The sequence below is a fragment of the Candidatus Thiothrix putei genome, from assembly GCA_029972225.1.
Taxonomy (GTDB): Bacteria; Pseudomonadota; Gammaproteobacteria; order Thiotrichales; family Thiotrichaceae; genus Thiothrix; species Thiothrix putei.
Map to the genome: position 1 here is coordinate 932,535 of CP124756.1, position 22,136 is coordinate 954,670.

The following is a 22,136-nucleotide window of genomic DNA, read 5'->3' on the forward strand; positions in this document are numbered from 1 at the left end:
AGCAAAAGCACGGATGACTAGACAACTATCACACCGCGCTGCATTCTGTTTGCCATGATCATCAGCCACAAAATCCGCCTTGACCCCAACCATAAGCAAGCGACGTACTTGGCGAAAGCCGCTGGTACAGCACGGTTCGCCTACAACTGGGCGTTGGCAGAATGGCAAACCCAATACGCCGCATGGAAAGACGATAACACCCAGCCAAAACCCAACCAAATGGGCTTGCGCCGCCAATTGAACGCCATCAAACGCGAACAATTCCCCTGGATGCTGGAAGTCACCAAAAACGCCCCGCAAATGGCGATTATCCAACTCGGTGCAGCTTTCAAGAACTTCTTTGCGGGGCGAGCCAAGTACCCGCAATTCAAAAAGAAAGGCAAAAGCCGCGACAGTTTCACCCTCACTAACGACCAGTTTGCCATCGACGCTTGCCGCATCCGCATTCCCAACCTTGGGTTAGTGCGGATGCGGGAAACGTTACGCTTTTCCGGTAAAATTCTCTCTGCCACGGTTTCCCGCACCGCTGACCAGTGGTTCGCCAGCATCACCGTGGACACCATCTCAAACCACCTCCTGCCTGCCGAAAACCAAGGCGCAGTGGGGGTAGATTTGGGTGTATCCGCACTGGCAACGCTGTCAACGGGGGAAAAAGTGGTCGGGGCGAAGCCGCATAAAGCCTTGCTTTCCCGCCTAAAACGGCTCTCGCGCAGCCTGTCCCGCAAGGTCAAAAGCAGTGCCAACCGCCACAAGGCAAAACAAAAACTGGCAACACTTCACGCACGTATCGCCAATATCCGCCAAGACAGTTTGCACCAACTCACTACGGATTTAACCCGCCGTTTTCACACCATCGGCATTGAAGATTTGAACGTGTCGGGTATGGTGAAAAACCGTCATTTATCCCGTGCCATCAGTGACATGGGATTCTTCGAGTTCCGGCGGCAACTGGAATACAAGGCGGAAATGCGCGGTGCGGTGGTCGTGGTGGCTGATCGGTTTTTTGCCTCCAGCAAAACCTGTTCTGCTGCTGGCTGTGGGCATAAAGTGGAGAAGCTGCCACTGTCGGTACGTGAATGGACTTGCCCCGTTTGCGGTGCAGTCCATGACCGTGACGTAAATGCCGCCAAGAATTTAGAAGAATACGCCGTGAGTTACACGGTGTCTGCCTGTGGAGGGGAAGGCTCTGGTCTTGGGCGCAAGCCGAAGACGAAACCAGCCCCCGTGAAGCAGGAATTCAACACCATGACTACTTTTAGTTAGCTATAGGTAGATTTGGGTAGGTTTGAAATAACGGTGAGTAGCAGATGGATTTTGGTTGCTAAATTGCGCTTTATATCAGACATATCCAAAGTCTACGTTAGGATTTTTCTGGTGTAAAGGATTTCACTGTTTTCATCTTGTTAAAAATTTCACCTGAAACAGCTCAGGCAGAACCGTTGGCTGCGGGTGTGAATATGGTTGCCCCGGAAGACAATGTAGTGGCACTGCGCGATTATGATTTGCACATGCGCATGATGGGTTACTTGTCGGCTCGTTATCTTGGTGTGTCGATTTCTTTACACGCGGGTGAATTGGCGCTGGGATTGGTTCCACCCGATCACTTGCATGACCATATCCGCAAAGCGGTTGACATTGCCGGAGCCAAGCGGATTGGGCATGGCGTGGATGTCATGCATGAGGACAATCCTTTCCAGTTACTAAAAACCATGAAAGACAACAATGTGCTGGTTGAAGTTTGCCTGACCAGCAATGATGCGATTCTGGGCGTGGCGGGCAAGCAGCATCCTTTCCCGGAATACCTCAAGGCTGGTGTGCCTGCGACACTTGCATCCGATGATGAGGGCATATCCCGGATAGACCTGACTCACGAATACCAACGTGCCGCGTTGGATTATGGTTTGAGCTACCCTGACTTAAAAACGCTGGCACGCAACAGTATCCATTATGCCTTCCTCAAGGGTGAAAGCCTGTGGGCGAATCCCACTTATCGTCAGATGCAGCCTGCTTGTAATAAAGTTGATGTGGCTGAACTCAGCGCATCCTGTCAGCAGTTCCTGAATGCGAATGACAAGGCTAAAGTTGAATGGACGCTGGAAAAGCAGTTCCGGGCGTTTGAAAACGGTAGCTGGATGTAATTACAACTTCGACATCCAATGCTCGTGGAACTGTGTTTCCGGTAATTGCCAGACCTGTGTGTGTAATTGGCACAGCATGTCAGCATCTTCCAAAATCACCAGCCGTTCGCTATTGGAAATCGAGCCGGGGCCTTGTTTCAATAGACGCTTGACCAATTCCTCACGTTGTTGGCGTGTTCCCTCGGGTACGTTGGAGCGTTGCGGGATATAGGTCATGTGTTGCTTGAACGCCAGCGGGTCAACCAAGACACGGATGAACAGGTCACGGGTGGACATGCACGGGTTCGCCAGCATTTCTGCGTAATTTTTCTCAAATGCTTGGAGGATGTAATCGGGGGCAACTTCATCCGGGGTACGGAACAGGTTGGTCTTGACATCGGTTTGCACACTGGTCAGCATCCCTAGCGGCACGGAAAATACCAAGCCTGCGATCACGGGCGACATCCACCAGAATGCCATCGGGTTGACGAGCCACAATAATGCGCCCCACGCTAACCCTGTCCCGCTAATCCAGCCGTATTCACGCAGTGCATCTTCCCACGCCAAACCGCCGCCGGTGCGTTGCTGCGTACCCCATACGGCACGTTTGCCCCGCAGGATTTCCACCACGAATTTGCTGTAAAACATCATCCGCACGGGTGCAGTTAACATGGAGAGGATGGTTTCCATGAGAATGCTGCCGGTTAAGCCCAAGACGCCACCGAAGTGTTGCACCGTTTTGCGCTGAATCGCTTGCGTCACCCCAAATGTTTTGTAGAAAAACAGCAAAAACAGGGTCATGACAAACAGTGCTGTATTTCCCGGCGTGAGCGGAATCAGGGTCAAATGCGGGTAAAATACGGCAATGGCACTGAGAACCACCAGCCAGCCCAGCCAAATTAACGAGCTGACGTAAGACATAATCCCACCCAGCAGCAGGAAGCGGTGCAAGTGCGGGATGCCATGTGCCCAAATGATCAGCCAGTGTTGCAAGTTGCCCTGACACCAGCGGCGATCCCGTTTGAGGGAATCCATCAGTGTTGGCGGCGGGCGCTCGAAACTGCCTTCCATGTCATAGGCCAGCCAGGTTTCCCAGCCTGCCCGACTTAATAACGCCGCCTCGACAAAATCATGGCTGAGGATTTCCCCACCTAATGCACCGCCTTCAGGCAGTTTGGGTAAGTGGCAATGCCCCATGAACGCTTGGGTGCGAATAATGACGTTATGCCCCCAGTATTGGCTTTCGCCCAACCACCACCAATGCAAGCCCGCAAAGAAAATCGGGCCGTAGATGCGGTTCACGAATTGCTGTCCACGGGCGTACAGCGTATCCAAGCCGATGGTGTACAGCGGGGTTTGGATTAAGCCAACGCGCTCGTTGCGATCCATCGCATCCACCAAACGCACCAGTGCGTCGCCCGTCATGAGGCTATCCGCATCCAGCACCACCATGTAGGGGTGGCGTTTGCCCCAACGGCGACAAAAATCCATGACGTTGCCGCTTTTCTTTTTGGTGCGGTGTTTGCGGCGACGGTAATGGATGCGATCAGCCGAGCCAACGGTGCGGCACAGTGCTGACCAAGCGGCTTCTTCACGCAACCAATTGCTGGCATTGTCCGAATCCGAGAGGATATAAAACTCGAAGTGGTGCAACTGTCCGGTTTTTTCCAGAGATTGGTAAATGCTTTGCAGCCCGGCGTACACGTAGGCTATGTCTTCGTTATAGATGGGTAGCAAGATTGCCGTAGTTTCGCGGGTTTGCAGTTGCGGTAAGGGGGTATTGGGGGCGCTGGCAATCCGGTTTTGCCCCCCGAAATTCAGTACCCATACGCCTGCCAACGCGGTCATAAATCCCAGTGCCAGCCACAAAAACAGCACAGCAAAAGGGATAACCACCAAGATTTTCCAGAGAAAACCCAGTTCGCCAGGCAGGTTAGCACCTAGCCAAAAGGTCGCTAACCCGGTTAATAAGGCAATGGCTGAGAAAAATACCACGCGCCGTTGAAAAGCCGTCACCTGCCAGGGTATTTGCCCGCTGTTTTCGCTCATTTGCGTGTTGATGGCAACAAGGTAATAGCTTGTAAGGGCGCAACCCGAATGCTGCTGCGCTCAAAGCGTGGGCCAGTTTTATTGGTACGATTATCCGTTTTGTTCTCGGTTTCCTCCACACTGCTACTCACGTCCGCTGTGGGTTTCTTGCATTGACAGCATGAGCCATCTGCGTTAGTTGCTTGCATTAGCGCCAATTCTTCTTGTGCAGTGCTGATAAACAGTTGGATGAGTTCTTGTTCCGTGAATAAGCCTGCACGGGCAAGTTTGTCGGTGATGCGTGCGAGTAATTGTTCACGGTCTGCTTCGGGGAGGCTATGCAGTTTCAGGTAATCATTGGCGCGTTTTTTTGCTAATCCCCATGCATTTGCTGAGGTGGTGGTGTCCAGTGCTGACATGCTGGATGAGGTTTGTGTTAACTGTTCAGTCATCTGTATCAATCCATGCTAGGGTTGTTAAGGTTAATACGTTTAATGTTGTTATTATGGGACTGTCCTGTTCACTGTGCATTGCATAGCGACTCAGGAATAGGATAAGACCACGTTTCGCTCAAAGGGTTTACACCGTTTGTCAGACGGATGGTGGCGGTCATGGGTTTGTCACAAGTTTCGGGGAATACGGCGGCAATTACACGCCAGCCGCTAACGTAGGGGTTTTCTTGAACCGCTGGGGTTTGGGTTTGTCCTACGCCGTTTAGGGTAACTTCTGCCTGTGGCCACGCATTGGCAGGCTGCTTGGGTACATCAGTAAAGTCAACGATGAAGCGAATTCGGCCTTTATGCCCCGGTAATCCATCGACCGCTTTGTTGGTGGCACGGGTGGCAACGACTTTGCCCAAGGTGTGCGCGGCGGGTTCATCCGAGCGCCATGATAGTCGGTAATGTAAATGGCGGAAGGCATTGCCCGCATCACTTTTCCAATAGGCCACAATATTATCCACAATGTCGGATTGTGTATGCAAACGCAACAGTTTAACGCTGCCTTTGCCCCAGTCTTCGAGGGGTTCTACCCAAACACTTGGGCGTTGATGATACCACGCTTCTAAATCTTGGTAATGGTCGAAGTCACGATCACGCTGCATTAAACCAAAACCCGATACATGGGTAAAAGGCAGGGATTGCAGGTTGAAATAGGGGACTTCAACCAAAGGTTGCCAGAGCCAGCTATTGTCTTGTTGTACCAAGAGGCCATCAGAATCGTGCACTTCTGGGCGGTAGTCACCATAGTGTTGCTGGGAGTTTTCCCCGTGGAAGAACATGCTGGTGAGTGGGGCAATGCCAATTTCAGCCATGTCCTTGCGCGGATACAGTTGGGTTTCGACTTCCATTTCGGTGTTTTTGCCGGGGGTGAGCACGAAGCGGGTTGCACCTGTGGTAGAGGCTGAGTCCAGCAAGGCACAGAACACCATGGATTTGGCATCTTTAGCAGGCTTTTCCAGCCAGAACTGGGTGTAATCGGGGAATTCCTCCTGCCCTTCCAGCGAGGTATTGATTGCCAGCCCGCGTGCGGAAAGGCCGTATTTTTGCTCTTGCCCTAAGGCACGAAAATAGCTTGCCCCTTGGAAAACCAGCGTTTCGCTGTGCATATCGCCTTCATTGGTTTTGCCCAGCTTTGATAAGATGCGGAAGCCCGTAAACCCCATATTGGGTTCGTCTTGCTCGAGGTTGAGGAAATCGACCTCTGAGTAGTCGAAGTAACGGCTCGAAAAGTTAAGCGGTTGCGCTTTGCCATTTTCCCACGTGAATAATTGAATGGGGTGAATGAAGTGCATTCCGGGGTGCATAAATTCTAACTGAAAGGGTAACGCTTCGGCTCGCCAGAAGGTTTCATCCCGCCGGAACTTGATGTGCTGGTAATGGTCGTAGGTAATTCGCCCGGTATCGACCTTCATCATGGGTGTTTTGGTGAAGGGTTGAGTCGACAGTTGTTCAGCAACTTGCTTAACGTGATTGAAACAGCCAGTGTCAGCCTGTGCAGACAAAACAGGTAGCATGAGCAGGGTGAGCGATAAGAGCCAGTGAGGCAGGTTGGATTTCATGATGGTGGGGATACCGAAGAACATTCTACTGAGTGAAACTGCCAAGATTGACCATGGGACTTGAGTGAGAAATTCTAGAGCAGAATTGAAGTGACGTCTAGCGGTATATGGTTGGCATGACGGGCACTTGGTCGTATAGTTCGCACCGCAATAATCGTTAAGCCGCAGGGCAAGGAAATCGTAGTCGATGAACCGTGACATTTCGCTGGATATACTCAGAGGGTTGATGCTAATCATCATGGCAGCCGACCATTTTGGCGAGCCTATTTTTCAGCACCTTTATGAGTTTGCAGGTTATGTGAGTGCAGCAGAGGGGTTTGTATTCCTTTCCGGGATGCTGGTGGCATTGGTGTATAGCCGTTATCACAGCGCTGGTGGGCAAGTATTAGAACAGCGGGTTTGGCATCGTGCTGGAGTCATTTATCTCTACCATTTAGTGGTGCTGTTGTCAGTCTTTGTTTTTTCGGTTGCGACACAGTGGTCGGGCGCTTATTGGACGAGTTTTGCCAATGAAATGCAGGTTGAACCCGCTCGTGGTTTGTTGTCAGGTATGTTGTTGGTGTATCAGCCACCAATGTTGGATGTATTGCCATTATACGTAGTGTTGATGTTGGCAGCGCCTTTTGCGTTACGCCTGATGTTGCAATACCAAACAATTGGTGTGGCAATGGTGTTATTAGGCAGCAGTGGTTTTTGGTTGGCGGCGCAATACGGTTGGGGGCGTGATGTTTTGGCACTGTTGCCGCAAGGGCTGATGCTGCGGGGTGGAGCATTCGACTTTATGGCCTGGCAGTTGGTGTTTGTATTGGGCATGGTGCTGGGTTTTCTGCGTTTCAGTAGCAAGGGGAAATTACCAGGTTTGAATGGTTGGTTGTGGTCGGCAAGCTTTGCCATCATTGTGTTTTTGTACTTGCAACGCCATGGGTATGTGCAGCGCGAATGGTCGTCTGTCACTGTTTGGTTACAAGAATACCGCCATATTGCCCGTGATAATCTAGCGTGGCTGCGCTTGTTAAATTTCTTAGCTTTCGTCTATGTGATTGCGGGTATGATTGCGCTGCACCGACGCTACAATGTGTTCGCGTTACTGGCCTTGCCAGGGCGCTGGTTGGCGTTTTTGGGGCAGCATTCCCTACAAGTGTTTGCTTACCATTTGGTGGTGTTGTATTGCTACATTCCCTTCCGTTGGGGCGATTGGGCGTTGACCGATAACCAAAAGTGGTTTGTATTGGCAGCCTTTCTTGCCAGTTTGAGCCTGCCTGCCTTGTGGCACAAAGCCTATTTACAGCGTAAGAAACAACAGAAAAACAGTAGGTCGGACTTTAGTCCGACAACATCCATTGTTTTGACACCCATGTCGGGCTGAAGCCCGACCTACAGAGATTAGAACTTGAAGCCTTTGTGCAACGCTACGATGCCACCGGTCATGTTGGTGTAAGTAACGCGCTCAAACCCAGCGGCCTCCATCATGGCTTTGAGAGTCGCCTGATCGGGATGCATACGGATAGATTCTGCTAAGTAGCGGTAGCTTTCAGCATCATTGGCAATCAGCTTTCCCATCATCGGTAAAAATTTAAACGAATAGTGGTCGTAGATCGGTGATAAGCCGGGTACGACCGGCTTGGAAAATTCCAATACCAATAAGCGCCCACCCGGTTTCAACACACGGTACATGGAGCGCAGCGCTTTATCCTTATCCGTGACATTACGCAACCCAAATGCCATGGTGATAATGTCGAAATGGTTGTCGGCAAACGGTAAGCATTCGGCATTCGCTTGCACGTAGCGTACATTGCCGCCGATTCCCATGTCTGTCAGGCGTTCACGCCCATTTTCCAACATTGAGGCATTGATGTCGGAAAGAATTACTTCGCCATCTTCCCCCACAATCCGCGCAAACTTAGAAGCCAAGTCACCGGTACCGCCTGCCAAATCCAGCACGCGATTGCCGCGTTTTGCCCCGGCAGCATCAATGGTGAGGCGTTTCCACAAGCGATGCACGCCAAATGACATTACGTCGTTCATTACATCGTATTTGTCGGCTACTGAATGAAATACGCCAGCAACCCGATTAGCTTTCTCGGTAACGGGTACTTGTTGAAAACCGAAATGGGTGGTTTGTTCCTGTTCTGCCATGCGACATGCTTCCGTGTGATTCAAGTTTCCATGCATTGTAACAGGCAAACACTATTTCTACATGGAGTCTTAGTATGAAAAAGTTGATTGCTGGTTTAGGGCTAACCGTCTTAGCGGTTCCCTCGGCGCAAGCGTGGTCAGGTGGTATTGACGATATGCGTACTGCACGTGCGAATAAAAGTGAGCCGGTGGTGCGGGTGGTCAAGTATTATCAAGAAGCAACGTTGTCTTGCGAGCAATGCCGTATTAGGTCGGGGCATGTACAGCGTACACCCCAGGCAACCGGGTGGCAGCGTTCTGCGAAAGTAATGCCCCATATGCGGCGGCATCCGCAACGCCAGCACCCTGCCACAGCGGCAAGAGTACCTGTGCGCCCCGTGCAAATGTATGCCTATTACGTGCCACAACGTCATCAGGCTGCCAAACATCCCCCGCGCATTCATCGTATTGTGGGGCAAGCACCGCCGATGTGCCGTTATATCCGCTGATGGTTTAAAGGGGCATGAAGATCTTGCTCATCCCGTCGAGAATTTCTGCTCGCCACACTACCGCAACAAAGCCTGCCATTGCCAGCCAGGGCCCAAATGGCATGGGCAGGCTTTCGCGGTTGCGTTTGGCAATCATCCACAAAACACCGAAGAGCGCACCAAATGCCGACGAGGCAAAAATGACGAACGGCAAGATTTGCCACCCGCCCCAAGCACCCAGGGCGGCTAACAATTTAAAATCACCATGCCCCATGCCTTCTTTGCCGGTCAGCAAGCGGAATAAGTGGAAAACCGACCACAGTGCCAAATAGCCAAACGCTGCGCCCAGTACTGCATCCGGCAAGCTAACAAAGGTTCCGTTAATATTGAGCAATAAGCCTGCCCACAGTAGCGGGTAAGTCAGAATGTCGGGTAATAGCATGGTTTTCGCATCAATCATGAAAAGCGTGACTAACACCCAGGTAAAGCCCAGCAGCGCCATTAATTCCATCCCGTAACCGACCCGCCATGCCACTAGCATCGAGAATACCGCAGTTGCCAGTTCGACTAAGGGGTATTGCATGGAGATAGGTGTTTTGCAGCCCGCACACTTGCCTTTGAGGAACAGGTAACTCAGGATTGGAATGTTCTCTATCGCAGTAATTTTATGCCCACAGGTGGGGCATTGTGAGCGTGGTACGACCAGATTGAAGTCGCCGGTATCCAACTTGTCATAGGGTTTATCCAGCCATTCGTTGCAGTCGCGTTTCCATTCACGTTCCAACATGATGGGCAGGCGATAAATGACCACATTCAAAAAGCTGCCCACCAGCAGTGAAAACAGGCCAACGACACTGATTAACCAAATTTGGCTAGTGCTTAATAAAAAAATTAGTTCCATGATGTTGTGTGTTCCTAAACAACAGCCCCAAGTTTAAAGATAGGGAGATACATGGCAATGACCAGACTGCCTACAATTCCCCCTAACACTGCCATGATTAATGGCTCAATTTGTTTGGCAAGGGTATCAACCAAGGCATCTACCTGCGCCTCGTAATAATCGGCGACTTTCGCCAACATTTCTTCTAAACGCCCAGATTCTTCGCCGATACGGGTCATTTGTACCATCATGTTAGGAAATAATTGGGTGGTTTGCATCGCGGTATTCAGTTGCACGCCACGGGCAGTATCATCTTGAATCCGGCGGGAAGCTTCTTCGTAAAGCGCATTACCGGTTGCACCCGATACAGAGTCCATTGCTTCCACTAACGGTACGCCTGCTGCGAACATGGTGGCAAGGGTGCGGGCAAAGCGAGCTACCGCCGACAAATTCAGAATATTACCCATGATTGGTATTTTTAACGAGACTTTATCCATAAAACGGTCGAAGGCTTTGGAGCGCTGCCTTGCTTGCGTATAGCTAAAACCGACGGCAATAAAAATCAGGATCGGCATCCACCAGTTAGCGACTAACCAGTCTGAAAAAGAGATAACTAATAAGGTAAAGGCTGGTAAATCAGCGCCAAAGCTACTGAATACTTCTTTAAATTGCGGGATAACCCAGATCAGCAAAATCGCCGATACCACTACAGCGGCAACCACGACAATGATGGGGTACATCATGGCACTTTTGACTTTTGCTTTGAGTGCTTCGCTTTTTTCTTTGTACGTGGCAACTTTTTCCAGCATGGTTTCCAGCGTACCGGCTTGTTCGCCTGCCTTGACTAAGTTGACGAATAATTTATCGAAATATTTGGGGTGACGTGATAAGGCCGTACCTAGACTTGCACCACCTTCAATATCGGCTCTTAATTTGTGGACGAGTTCACGTACCGAGGCATTGTCACCGCCAGAGGCCATCAGTTCGAGCGATTGCACCATTGGTACGCCGGAACGCATCATGGTGGTTAATTGGCGGGCAAATTGGGCAATGTCACCGGGTTTAATCGCGGGTTTGAACAGTGGTTTGGGCTTACGGTAAATACGCCCCGGATTAATGCCTTTACGGCGCAATTCAGCGCGTAGCCAGTTGGGGTTAACGGCCTGGGTTTCGCCGCGTATTTTTACACCGTTACGGTTAATGCCTTCCCATTTGTAAATGGCTTGTGGCGCACTGGCAGCGGGTTTTTTGCCAACAGTCGGCTTATTTAACGTTTTACTGTGCATGTCTGTGGCTCTGTGTCATTTTTTATTATCAGTTACCAGTCTAACACGGAGAGTAGCTGGGCGGTGTGCTTGTTGGATAATCGGTGGTTATTGGTTTTAGTCGGAGGTAACACGTTCCAGCTCGGCAAGTGAAGTGATCCCTTGGCGAACTTTGTCTAGGGCGGAACGTCGTAAATCGGCTATGCCTTCTTTGAGTGATTGTGCGGCAATTTCTAGCGAGTTGCTGCCGTTCATGATCATGCGCCCCATTTCTGCGGAAATCGGCATGACTTGATAAATCCCCACCCGACCTTTGTAGCCGCGTGAACATTCTGAACAGCCAACAGGTTCATACAGCGTGAGTGACGCTAATTCTTTAGGTTGGAAACCCATTTGCAGCAATATGTCGTTGGGTACATGCGAGGGTTGTTTGCACTTCTCGCATAAGCGTCGTGCCAGACGTTGGGCGATAATCAGATGAATGGATGAGGCAATATTAAACGGTGGTACACCCATATTCATTAGGCGGGTTAGGGTTTCCGGGGCGCTGTTGGTATGTAGAGTAGATAACACCAAGTGGCCTGTTTGTGCAGCTTTTATGGCAATTTCAGCCGTTTCTAGGTCACGAATTTCCCCAACCATGATGACGTCTGGATCTTGGCGTAGAAACGAGCGTAAAGCTTCGGCAAAGGTTAGCCCCACTTTGGCGTTGACGTTGACTTGGTTTACGCCGGGCATATTGATTTCGGCTGGGTCTTCAGCCGTTGAAATATTTTTTTCCGGGGTATTCAGAATGCCTAAACCGGTGTAGAGCGTGACGGTTTTACCGCTACCCGTTGGGCCGGTTACTAAAATCATGCCGTCGGGTTTTTCCAGCGCTTTCATGAAATCACGTTGTTGTTTGGGGTCAAAACCCAGTTTTTCGACCCCTAATGTAGCGTTGGATGAGTCGAGTATCCGCATAACAACCTTTTCACCAAACAAGGTGGGAAGGGTGTTAACCCGGAAGTCAATTTTTTGCTGGTCGCTGACGGTAAAGCGGATACGCCCGTCTTGTGGAACCCGGCGTTCGGAGATATTCATGCGTGCCAATACTTTGATACGTGAAATCAGTTGCTGGGCGGAATCGTTCGGCGGGTTGGCGACCACTTGCAAAATACCGTCGATTCGGTAGCGGATACGCATGGTTTTTTCAAATGTTTCGATGTGAATATCCGATGCTTTGGATTTGATGCCGTGTGCCAGCAGCTTATCCACGAACTCAATGACAGCCGGGTCTTCGTCTTCTTTGGTTTTAAGATCGCGGACATCCAGTAAAATTTCTTTAGCCGCAGCGGGAGCCGCCGCAGTGGGGGCTGCTTTGCCGGAGTGTGTCGGTGCGGCACGCCCCATCATGCCATCATCTACTTGTAAGTAGCGTTGCAGCTTGTCGAATTCGACGAATACCGGTTCGGGGATGAGGCCGGTCGCAAATTTGACGTCATCCAGATTGGTCAGGTAGGTGGGGTCAGCCAAACCCACCATGATACTTTTGCCACGCTGATAGAGTGGGATCAGATTGAGTTTACGCATCTGCTCTTGATTGAGCAGGGTAGCAACCAGCGGTGGAATGTTGATTTGATCGATGTCGACCATGCTTAGCCCGTATTCAAGGCTGGCGGCATAGGCCACGTCTTTGGTCGATACAATGCGCGAACGGATTAGCCACTCAACCAGTGAAACCTTTTCGGCACGTGCTTTCTGCACGGCTTGCGTAGCTGACTCCTTGTCGAGCAAATTTTGCACAACTAATTGTCTGGCTAGCCCCGGTAAGGGGATGGAGGATGTCAGCGGTATCATTTAAGTGGCTTTGTTGTGTTATTTATTGTGTCGTTAGCAAATCGGTATTCGACATGATACCGTGTCGAAAGCGTCTATAAAATGAATTTATTTTAAACTGGATTTAAGCGGTTTCAGTGATCCAGTCATCTACGGTTTTGATTTTACTGCTGAAGTTGATGCCTAACAGCACCTTGGGGCGTGGGTCTGTCTGGTACGCGCCTGCATAGTCCTTGTCTTTGATCTGCTTGAGTGCGGCTTTGGCGCTTTTATTGAGCTTGAATTCGATAATGTAGATGTGCGTGGGAGTTTTGACCACGCAATCAATGCGCCCGGTGTTGTCGTTGACTTCGGCCTCGGTGTATTGCCCAAGGTAGAAAAACACCAGATAAATCAGGCTGTGGTAATAGGCTTCGGCTTCTTTGATGAAAATTTGCGAGGGGATTTTTTTGAAGATGCTTTTAATGATGTCAATGACCGTGGGTAGGTCATTGTTCAGGAAGCTTTTGTGCAGTTTTACTACCAGCGGCGTGGTGTTAGCGGGTTCTTCGTGCGCCCATTCTGCGAGTAGGTACATGGACATGGAAGCTTGTACTTCGCGATTGGGGTAGTCGAGGTGGTAGAGACCGTATTCGTCGCGGCTTTTTAGGGTCAGATACCCGGTCTGAAACAGCACGGGGGCGAGTTGCAGGCGTTCAATGTCGTAGTTGCCGAGTGCGAGTTCATCGACTTCCATTTCATTGACTTGGTATACCCCGTCGCGGCGCATCAGTTTGGGTAGGAAAGTGGGTGTGCCGGATTCAAACCAGAAGTTGCGAAACGCATTGGCGCTGAAAAAACTGAGGATGGAGTAGGGGTTATAGACGAAGTTTTCGGTATCCCATGAGTAGCCGTTGTACCAGCGGCGTAAGGTTGCCAGCAGTTCTTCACGGCTGAGTTTTAGGCGTTGTTCGGCAGCGGGGAAATAGGGGGCGAAATAATGTTCCAGTTCGGTTTGGGTGTAGCCGACTAGGGTGGCGGCTTTGTGGTCTAATGTTAGGTCGTAGAGGTTGTTCAGGTCGGAAAATATCGACACTTTGTTGAATTTAGAAACACCCGTGATCAGCAGGAATTCCAGATAGGGGTCGCTGTCTTTGATCACCGAGTAAAAGCTTTTCATCACCTGTTGGTTAGCTTTGACTTGTGGAATGTCATCGAGGTAGTCAATCAAGGGCTTATCGTATTCGTCGATCAATAATACGGCTGTACCGTATTGCTTCGCTATACTTTCAAGCAGCTCAGCAAACAGGCTTTTGGCAGTGGTGTTGTGCAGGGTCAGTTGGTAGTGATTGGCAACAGCGTGTAGACCTTGTTGCAGTGCCACTTCTAATCCAACCCCTTGATAGTCTAGCTTACTGAGTTGCAAGTGGATGACTGGATGTGTTTTTCCCCAATCCCATTGGTTTTCAATCCACAAACCTTTGAACAGGTCGCGTTTTCCGCTGAAAATGGCATTGAGGGTGGAAAGTGTCAGTGATTTTCCGAAGCGGCGCGGGCGAGAGAGGAAGTAGTATTTGCCGCTGGCAATCAGGCGGTGGATGGCTTCGGTTTTGTCGATGTACAAGTAGTCCTTGCCGATGATTTCTTCAAAGGTTTGGATGCCGACGGGGAGTTTTTGCAACATGGTGAATCCGCTCTACAGGGTGCATGGGGACAGGATAGCACAGTTGGGCTAGACTGGACGGTATCGACGGGAATGGAGCAGGAAGACGATGCGGCAAGATGAGTTATTGGAACTATTAGCTAACGGCGAAAATTCCGGTGTGGAATTCAAGCGTGATGATATTCGCCTCGAAGTAATGCCCGTACCGGGAACGTCCATTGATGCCTTGGATCAGGCGAAATTGCAAAACTACATCCAAACCGTGATCAATGATCCCGACGTGCCGCAAACACCCGCAGATTGGCAGGAACGTTTGTTGGGTTTGGGGTTTTTGGTCAAAGTACCCACGGGGGAGGTGATGTGTACCATTGCGGGCTTGGTGTTGTTTGGTATTAAGCCGCGTCGTTATTTGCGGCAGGCGGGTATTCGGGTGATGGTGTTTGATGGGGAGGAAAAAACCTATCAGGCGCGGCTGGATGAAACCTTGGATATTGCTTTGCTGGGGCGTATTCACTATGAAAAATCAGGTGGTCGTACCATTCTTGAAGATGGCTTGGTTGAAAAGCTATTGTCGGTGTTGCGTCCTTTTATTTTTTACGAAAGTGATGTGTTGGATGCGAATAGCTTGCGGCGTGATCGGGGGTGGATGTATCCGTTGAATGCGTTGCGGGAATTGGTGATTAATGCGTGTGCGCACCGTGATTGGACGCGCTTTGTGGATATTGAGGTGGGGGTGTACGCAAATCGCTTGGAAATCATTAGCCCTGGTGCATTACAGAATTTCATGACAGTTGAGAAAATGAAAGCGGGGCAGCGTTCGCCGCGTAATCCGATTATTGTAGAAATATTGCGGGACTATGGGTATGTGGATGCGCGGGGCATGGGCATCCGTACCAAGGTGATTCCGCAGATGCGGGAGTTTAATGGTACGGAGCCGACGTTTGATGCGACGGAGGATTATTTGAAAACGACGTTGTGGCGTTGAATGCTTCGTGAAGTTTGAGTCTGCTGTCGAAGTCGCCGCTAATTTACTGTACCGTTGTTCTGCCGCTGGGGGGGAGTAGTTGTTTACAAACTGCATCACGGGGAGATGTGTCGAAATCTAAGCCCAAACTCATCATGTCACCTTGAGTCCAGCGTGGATGTGACAACCAAGTACTACTTAATATACTTTTACGCTTATCTTTAACGGGATACTCAATATTAGCAGCATCTAGCATGGTATAAAAAGTGTGTTCAGTTGTTAAAGGCATGTCTTGGCGTGTGCGGATGTACGCTACTTTTTCGGGTTGTAAATCTGCATATTCAGCAGAATTCCACCACAATGAGGCTACCCTGAAATCGTATTCAGTACCATGACCATGCCCACTCTTATCACATTCATTATCAAATAGGTTTTCCCCATGATCTGCGCTGTATAGCAGTGTTGCGGGACTGCGAGTTGCTTTTAATCGCTGAATGACTTCGGCTAAAAAATAATCGGTGTATACAATGCTATTGTCGTAACTGTTGACCATCAATGTTTTCTGCGTGCGGTCGTACATGTTAGCACCGTTAAAACCCGTCAACGAAGGGGTAAATACATTGAATTCAGGTGGGTGTCGGTCAGCGTAATTGTAATGCCCACCTAATGTGTGCAAAACAATTAATTGTTTTAATTCATTCTTTTCCAATATGTCTTGAAGTGGTTGTAACAACACCCCATCGTGCGCACCCGACCCTCGATAATCTACTTTATTGAGAAATTTGGTTTCATGTGCCTCGTGTGCGTGCAAAGCAATGGAGCTTTCATGTACGCCTAAAGGACCTTGAGTGGATAACCAATACGTTTTGAAACCTGCTTCACGGTAAGCACTAACCAACGATTTTTCATTGAAAAAAGCGGTTGTGGTGCTGGCGGGTTTGCGAGTAATCATGATGGGTACGGCCATACGTGTCCATGCCCAACCACTGATTACATTGGTTAAGCTTATGACATCTGGGATGTTTGATAACTGTGGGTTAGTCGGACGTGTGTAGCCATTTAATTGCCAGTGATCAGGTCGACCTGTTTCCCCGATAACCAAAACGTGGATCTGGCGACCTGCCATGACCGGATTTTGTGTAGCATTGAACTTGAAGTCGTTCACAATTGCTTGTGCCTGTTTTAAACCACGAGATTGATTAATGAAACTGTTGATACGAAACGGAATGCCAATAGGATAAGAGTTTTCCAAACTGGCTGAGGCCAGAGAGGTTTCTTGGTTGCCCATGATTAATGAATCATTATTAACAGGTAGACCCGCTACCGATTCGCTTAGGGTTTCGGGAAGAATGAAAATGCCAGCAACCAACCAGCCGAGTATTAATGTTAAACGTCGTTGCTTATTATTCCACAGCCAGTTTTCTTTGAAAGATTTTTTGATAATAAAGATAACTACTAATATAGGAGTCAATAGACCCAGTATAAGCCAAGGATTTACACCTATTAGAAACTCTCCGCTTTCGGTTACATTGGTTTCCGCTAATACGCCAAAAATATGTGCATCACTAGGTCGTCCGTAAGTATTGATATAAAATAATTCAAAGGGAACAATAGCCAAGAGAGGGAGCAAAAAGGTCAGACCTACCCATAGTTTTTTGAATGTCGCTAATAAGAATACTACGACGATGATGTTAACCAAAAATATATCTGCTGAAAGATACTTCCACCAGAAGGTATTCGGCATCAAAATAAAAAAAATCACAGTAATTATTAAGATATAGGCGGTTATTTTCATTGTTGTGAGCCTTATTGATTACTTATGACCCCAAAGGTGCATTCGCTTCAAAAATACAGGTATGTGGCAAGATACTACGGTTGTTAATATTTGATTTGCAAAGCCATTCACCATTAATGTTTCTGGTATACCAAATGGATTTGTTTTTTATAATATCATTAACATTATTGTTATTGAATATAAATACTACATCACCTGTTGGTGAGTTAGTTGTTGTGTTGGCGGAACCAGTTATTTGTCCGAAAGAACCATTTGTTTTAGTATTGATACTGATTAAAGCTGGTTTGTCTAAAGGAAACTCACCTGTAATCGAAATATTGTCTTCACTATTTGTGCGAGCAGCATCGAGTAAAACAATGGCTTCAAGGACTTGAGACTTCGCGACAAACGTATGATAAGTAGGTATCGCAATGGCTGCAAGAATTCCGATAATCGCAACGACAATCATCAGTTCAATTAGTGTGAAGCCTTTTATTGTTCTCATTATTATAACTCCTCACGAAGAGAAGGGCTTTTATGAAGCCCTTCTCTTGTATATTAATCAACCTATTTCTTAGGTAAATTAAGCGCCAGATGGAGTAGAGCTTGCACCAGCAGTACAACCTTTAGGTGCATATTGAGTGCCTAAGTCTGTGGAGCAAGACCATGCACCATCAGCAGTACGAGTGTACCATACAGACTTGTTTTTCAGCTTTTCGTTTACAGTAGATGCTAAGAACTTATAGACAACAGTACCAGCCGCACTGTTGGCGGCAACGCCGCTCACCCCTGTGATAGTGCCATATTTACCTGTAGGGTTGACACCGTTGTCGGTCAATGATGTGACAGTTTGTAGATATTCACCACTAGATACAACTTGATCTTCGATAGTAGTACGTGCGCCATCCAACAGAACTACTGATTCAGAGGCCTGTGAACGTGCCATGAAGTTTTGGTATTGTGGCAGTGCAATCGCAGCCAAAATGCCGATGATGGCAACTACGATCATCAATTCGATCAAGGTGAAACCCGCTTGTGCTTTAGATTTCATTGTTTTCATACTCATTTGAATCATTCCTTATTGTTAGGATTAGTTGGGAGATTTGTTAATGTCCTGAGACACTAGGAGTAATGCAGGAGACGTGCCAACCGCCATTTGGGTGTTAGCGGTAGGTTTTCTGGGATGATCGGTGGTTTTGCGGAGGGGGTTGTCAAAATGTGACAGGCAGGTAGGAGGAATGTGACAGCATGGAAGGAATGCGCTATAACGTAGTTACTGTTCTGTAAGTGAGATATGTATGGATTTTGAATGGGATGAGGCTAAAAACATCCGTAAGCACTTCAGCGAGAAGGGCAGAACCTAAAGAAAGGAAACGTTATGGACAAGCAAACCAAGACTGTTAAATTCTCATTAGATGCCTCCAATTTACCCGCTTTGACCGCTAAGCAGGAAGAGGAATTGAAGATATTAGCAGCGATGCCAGATGAAGAAATTGACTTCAGCGATATTCCAGAAACCACTGAGGCGATGTGGAAAAATGCCGTGGTTGGTAAATTTTACCGTCCGATCAAGAAACAAGTCACGGTGCGAATTGATGCGGATATTTTGGCATGGTTGCAATCCAGCGGCGCAGGCTACCAAACGCGGCTAAATCAACTGCTCCGCGAGGCGATGCAGCAGGCAGCTTAGGAAGCGTCACTTAGCCCTCATCCAACCCATACTTCTGAATCCGATAACGCAACTGCCGGAACGACATCCCCAACACTTCCGCCGCCTTGGTGCGATTCCAGCGCGTCTGCTCCAACGCCCGCAAAATCAAATCGCGCTCCGCCTCCTCATCCACCGGATTCCAAGCCGGTAACGCCTCCACTTCCCCTCTACTTTTCTTCTCTTTTTCTTCAAGCCCCTCACCCCTTGCGGGGGAGGGGTTGGGGAGGGGGGTAACGGCGCAAGCCGTCATGTTTGCTTCCACCGGCAACTGCAAATCATCCGGCTGAATCGTATTGTTATCACACAACGTACTCGCCCGCTCCAACACGTTTTCCAGCTCGCGCACATTCCCCGGAAATCCATACGCCCCCAACTCTTGCCGTGCCGCAGGCGACAACCGAATCGGTGGCATCTGCCAACGCTCGGCAATTTTCTGCAAGAAAAAGTCCGCCAACAGCAAAATATCCTCCTGACGTTCGCGCAGCGGTGGCACTTTCAACTTGATCACATTCAGGCGGTAATACAAGTCTTGCCGGAAATGCCCGGCGGCGACCTCGTGTTCTAAACTCTTGTGGGTCGCACTCAGAATCCGCACATCCACCGGAATTTCCTCCAAGCCCCCCACGGGTTTAACCGCGCCCTCCTGAATCGCCCGCAGCAATTTGACCTGCATGGTCAACGGCAAATCAGCCACCTCATCCAAAAACAAGGTGCCTTTATGCGCCGCTTGAAACAGCCCCTGTTTATCCGCCATTGCCCCGGTAAAGCTGCCTTTTTTGTGCCCGAAAAATTCGCTTTCCATCAAGTTTTCAGGAATCGCCCCGCAGTTGACGGGCACAAACGGTGCTTTGCCCCGCGAACCTTGCTGGTGAATCTGGTGCGCCACCAATTCCTTACCGCTGCCCGATTCGCCGTGGATGTATACCGGCGCTTGGCTACGCGCCAGTTTGTGGATGGTGGCCTTGAGTTGCTGCATCGCCGGGGAATTGCCCAAAATACTGCTGCTGTGGGTGTCGCTATCGTCATTCGCTGGCACGGGTTGTTTGCCTTTACCAGCAGAAAGTTTGAGCGCGGTTTGAATTAACTCACGCAGTTTCGGCAAATCCACGGGTTTGGACACGAAATCGTAAGCGCCCGCTTTAAGCGCCTCCACTGCCGTATCCATGCTGCCAAACGCCGTAATCACTGCGACCGGAATGTGCGGGTGATTTTTTTGCAGGTAACGCACAATGTCGATGCCGCTACCATCCGGCAATTTCATATCGGTCAGGCACAAATGCGGGTGGTAATTTTCGATCTGGCTGAGGGCATTTTCCACATTGCCAGCGGTGATGGTATCCAGCCCCATGCGTAACAGGGTGATTTCCAACAGTTCACGAATGTCAGGTTCATCATCAATGATGAGTACGGTTTGTTCAGTCATTATAATTATCTTATGGTTTTAACGATGATGCGCAAACACAAGGCGGAAACAGCTTCCACCGGACGCTAATGCAACATAGTCCAAGGTTGCGCCATTGGTCAAGCACAGTTCGCGTGACATGAATAAACCCAAGCCTGTGCCTTGGGTGCTGGTGGTGAAAAACGGTTCAAACAGGCGTTGGCGCTGGGCTTCGGTCATGCCGCGTCCGTTATCCATCACATTGAGCATAATGTCGCGGGTATGGGTCGGGTTGCCGCCGTGAATATCGAGTTGCAAATACTTGGGGTCATCGTGAGCGTATTTGTAAGCATTGCTGCACAAATTCCAAATAATTTGGTGCAAATGCGCCGGGTCGAATTCGATTACCGTGTCCGCCGGTTCAATGAACAGGTTCATTTGATCGTCACGCAATTTGTTTTGCAGTAAGAAGTCTTTGCGAAATTCGTGTAACCATAATTTGAGTGCCAAGCGTTCGCGGTTGGGCGTTTTTTTGCGGGAGAGGTTGAGCACGCTTTCGATGGTCAGATTCATGCGGCGGGCATTGGATTGGATGATTTGCAGCAGGCGCAAATCGGCTTTGTCCAGATTTTGGGATTCGCCCATGAGTTGCGCGGCGTGGCTGATTGCACCCAAGGGGTTGCGAATTTCGTGCGCAATGCTGGCGGTGAGCTGACCGAGAGAGGCGAGTTTGGCACTTTGTAATTTTTCGCGTTGTTCGGTGGTGTCTTCCAGATTGATCATGGTAGCGCGGCGTGATTGGTTGCCCAGTTGGGAAAACCGCGCCCGCATTTCGGTGGTGTTTTGGTGGCGCACATCAAAGCTGGCAATACGCGGGCAAATCGTGTGCAGCCAATGTTGCAGGTGGTGATCAAGTTCGGGGGCAAATTGCTGCAAAGGTTTGCTGCGCCAGTTGCCGGGTTGCCCTAGCATGTCCCACGCGGATTCGTTCATGTGGCGGATTGCACCGGAACCTTCCACTACCACAATGCCGGATTCGAGTTTGTCGAGAATCGACTGATTGAGTTGCGACAGATTGGCAAGGTCAATACCACGGCGTTGCGCGAGTGAGGCAACGGCGCTGGTTTTGCGAATCCAGCGGTTGCTGGCAAGGCTAATCAGCAGGATGAACAAGGCAATCAAGCCGCTGTGCATCACCCCGCTGGGTTCGGATGCGCCCTGATTTTGCAACCAGATTTGTATAGAAACCAATAACATGCCTGTTATGGTGGCAAGCATTACCGAAACGTGACCGGGGTTGCCCAAGTGAGGAATCAACACGGGAATGATGAGCAAGATACCAAAGCCCGCTTCAACCCCGCGACTGGAATACAACAACCCTAGCAGCAAGCCAATATCCAGCAAGACAAATAGCACCGTTTGCACAGACAAATCCGGCCATTGGAAATAAGAGGCAAGGTTGCTGATCACCGCCAGAAACAAGTACGCGCCGGTTAACCATGTGAATAAATGGTAGTCATGTTGCCCCAGCTTCATATTGCCCTCTGCCATGACCAATGCAACCAGCAGTGCGCCTGCAAGGGTGAAGCGGTAGACATGGTAGAGGCGCAATAAATTCCACGGGTCTTCGCGTAAGAAGATCGGCGTTAGTTTTTCGTCAAGTGTTGTGTCGCGTGTTCCTGGCTGCAAAAGTGTTTCCCCCCCTGGGAAATCGCTTCGGGTTCCGGGACATGCAGGCCGCAGTGTTCGCAGCGTACCATGCGGGTATTTGTTGTGATTTTCCCGGACGATTGTTTATGTTGTTGTTTCAGACTTTGCCTGCGTTGCCAAGATTTTAACAGAAGGAAACCGACTACCAGCAAAACAAGGATAAAAATAATGCGGGACATGATGT

General features: G+C 49.5%; 19 protein-coding genes. 6 read left to right on the top strand and 13 right to left on the bottom strand.

Annotation, left to right across the window (positions count from 1 at the left end):
- The first annotated feature begins 54 nt into the window (after positions 1-54).
- Complete coding sequence (locus QJT81_04840; GenBank protein WGZ95315.1) at positions 55-1,263, top strand: RNA-guided endonuclease TnpB family protein; 1,209 nt, start codon at positions 55-57, stop codon at positions 1,261-1,263.
- 137 nt (positions 1,264-1,400) lie between these two features.
- On the top strand, positions 1,401-2,138 hold the full coding sequence (locus tag QJT81_04845) for a hypothetical protein (GenBank protein WGZ95316.1): 738 nt from the start codon (positions 1,401-1,403) through the stop codon (positions 2,136-2,138).
- On the opposite strand, the gene mdoH is transcribed toward QJT81_04845, so the two are convergent.
- The 3 genes from mdoH to QJT81_04860 all read right to left on the bottom strand — a co-directional run bounded on the left by mdoH (position 2,139) and on the right by QJT81_04860 (position 6,249).
- The gene (gene mdoH / locus QJT81_04850; protein ID WGZ95317.1) at positions 2,139-4,166 is read right to left on the bottom strand and encodes a glucans biosynthesis glucosyltransferase MdoH; all 2,028 of its coding nucleotides are present in this window, start codon (positions 4,164-4,166) and stop codon (positions 2,139-2,141) included. It lies immediately after the preceding gene.
- Positions 4,163-4,597 (bottom strand): hypothetical protein, encoded by a 435-nt coding sequence (locus tag QJT81_04855; protein ID WGZ95318.1) that lies wholly within the window; start codon positions 4,595-4,597, stop codon positions 4,163-4,165. Before QJT81_04855 ends, mdoH begins: the two co-directional genes overlap by 4 nt.
- A 68-nt stretch (positions 4,598-4,665) precedes the next feature.
- Positions 4,666-6,249, bottom strand: coding sequence for a glucan biosynthesis protein (locus QJT81_04860; protein WGZ95319.1), 1,584 nt, complete (start codon positions 6,247-6,249; stop codon positions 4,666-4,668).
- Positions 6,250-6,391: 142 nt separating this feature from the next.
- Here QJT81_04860 and opgC point away from each other — a divergent pair, with 142 nt between their 5' ends.
- The gene (opgC, locus tag QJT81_04865) at positions 6,392-7,570 is read left to right on the top strand and encodes an OpgC domain-containing protein (GenBank protein WGZ95320.1); all 1,179 of its coding nucleotides are present in this window, start codon (positions 6,392-6,394) and stop codon (positions 7,568-7,570) included.
- 17 nt (positions 7,571-7,587) lie between these two features.
- Here opgC and ubiE read toward each other — a convergent pair whose 3' ends face one another.
- Complete coding sequence (gene ubiE / locus QJT81_04870; protein WGZ95321.1) at positions 7,588-8,340, bottom strand: bifunctional demethylmenaquinone methyltransferase/2-methoxy-6-polyprenyl-1,4-benzoquinol methylase UbiE; 753 nt, start codon at positions 8,338-8,340, stop codon at positions 7,588-7,590.
- Between the two features lie 74 nt (positions 8,341-8,414).
- On the opposite strand from ubiE, the gene QJT81_04875 reads away from it, so the two are divergent.
- Positions 8,415-8,828, top strand: coding sequence for a hypothetical protein (locus tag QJT81_04875; GenBank protein WGZ95322.1), 414 nt, complete (start codon positions 8,415-8,417; stop codon positions 8,826-8,828).
- A 4-nt stretch (positions 8,829-8,832) separates the two neighbouring features.
- On the opposite strand, the gene QJT81_04880 is transcribed toward QJT81_04875, so the two are convergent.
- The 4 genes from QJT81_04880 to QJT81_04895 all read right to left on the bottom strand — a co-directional run bounded on the left by QJT81_04880 (position 8,833) and on the right by QJT81_04895 (position 14,433).
- Positions 8,833-9,708: an A24 family peptidase gene (locus tag QJT81_04880; GenBank protein ID WGZ95323.1), complete on the bottom strand. Its 876-nt coding sequence runs from the start codon at positions 9,706-9,708 to the stop codon at positions 8,833-8,835.
- A 14-nt stretch (positions 9,709-9,722) separates the two neighbouring features.
- On the bottom strand, positions 9,723-10,973 hold the full coding sequence (locus tag QJT81_04885; protein WGZ95324.1) for a type II secretion system F family protein: 1,251 nt from the start codon (positions 10,971-10,973) through the stop codon (positions 9,723-9,725).
- Positions 10,974-11,069: 96 nt separating this feature from the next.
- On the bottom strand, positions 11,070-12,791 hold the full coding sequence (gene pilB / locus QJT81_04890; protein ID WGZ95325.1) for a type IV-A pilus assembly ATPase PilB: 1,722 nt from the start codon (positions 12,789-12,791) through the stop codon (positions 11,070-11,072).
- A gap of 103 nt (positions 12,792-12,894) precedes the next feature.
- Positions 12,895-14,433 (bottom strand): ATP-binding protein, encoded by a 1,539-nt coding sequence (locus QJT81_04895; protein WGZ95326.1) that lies wholly within the window; start codon positions 14,431-14,433, stop codon positions 12,895-12,897.
- 88 nt (positions 14,434-14,521) lie between these two features.
- On the opposite strand from QJT81_04895, the gene QJT81_04900 reads away from it, so the two are divergent.
- Positions 14,522-15,397, top strand: a complete 876-nt coding sequence (locus QJT81_04900) for an ATP-binding protein (GenBank protein ID WGZ95327.1) — start codon at positions 14,522-14,524, stop codon at positions 15,395-15,397.
- A 43-nt stretch (positions 15,398-15,440) separates the two neighbouring features.
- On the opposite strand, the gene QJT81_04905 is transcribed toward QJT81_04900, so the two are convergent.
- The 3 genes from QJT81_04905 to QJT81_04915 form a co-directional block, all read right to left on the bottom strand.
- Positions 15,441-17,171, bottom strand: coding sequence for a sulfatase-like hydrolase/transferase (locus QJT81_04905; protein WGZ95328.1), 1,731 nt, complete (start codon positions 17,169-17,171; stop codon positions 15,441-15,443).
- 22 nt (positions 17,172-17,193) lie between these two features.
- Positions 17,194-17,655, bottom strand: coding sequence for a pilin (locus QJT81_04910; GenBank protein WGZ95329.1), 462 nt, complete (start codon positions 17,653-17,655; stop codon positions 17,194-17,196).
- A gap of 78 nt (positions 17,656-17,733) precedes the next feature.
- Positions 17,734-18,216: a pilin gene (locus QJT81_04915; GenBank protein ID WGZ95330.1), complete on the bottom strand. Its 483-nt coding sequence runs from the start codon at positions 18,214-18,216 to the stop codon at positions 17,734-17,736.
- Positions 18,217-18,528: 312 nt separating this feature from the next.
- Between QJT81_04915 and QJT81_04920 the strand changes: the two genes are divergently transcribed.
- Complete coding sequence (locus tag QJT81_04920; GenBank protein ID WGZ95331.1) at positions 18,529-18,840, top strand: BrnA antitoxin family protein; 312 nt, start codon at positions 18,529-18,531, stop codon at positions 18,838-18,840.
- A gap of 10 nt (positions 18,841-18,850) precedes the next feature.
- Here QJT81_04920 and QJT81_04925 read toward each other — a convergent pair whose 3' ends face one another.
- Positions 18,851-20,284 (bottom strand): sigma-54 dependent transcriptional regulator, encoded by a 1,434-nt coding sequence (locus QJT81_04925; protein ID WGZ95332.1) that lies wholly within the window; start codon positions 20,282-20,284, stop codon positions 18,851-18,853.
- An 18-nt stretch (positions 20,285-20,302) separates the two neighbouring features.
- Positions 20,303-21,931: an ATP-binding protein gene (locus tag QJT81_04930; protein ID WGZ95333.1), complete on the bottom strand. Its 1,629-nt coding sequence runs from the start codon at positions 21,929-21,931 to the stop codon at positions 20,303-20,305.
- Positions 21,932-22,136: the final 205 nt, after the last annotated feature.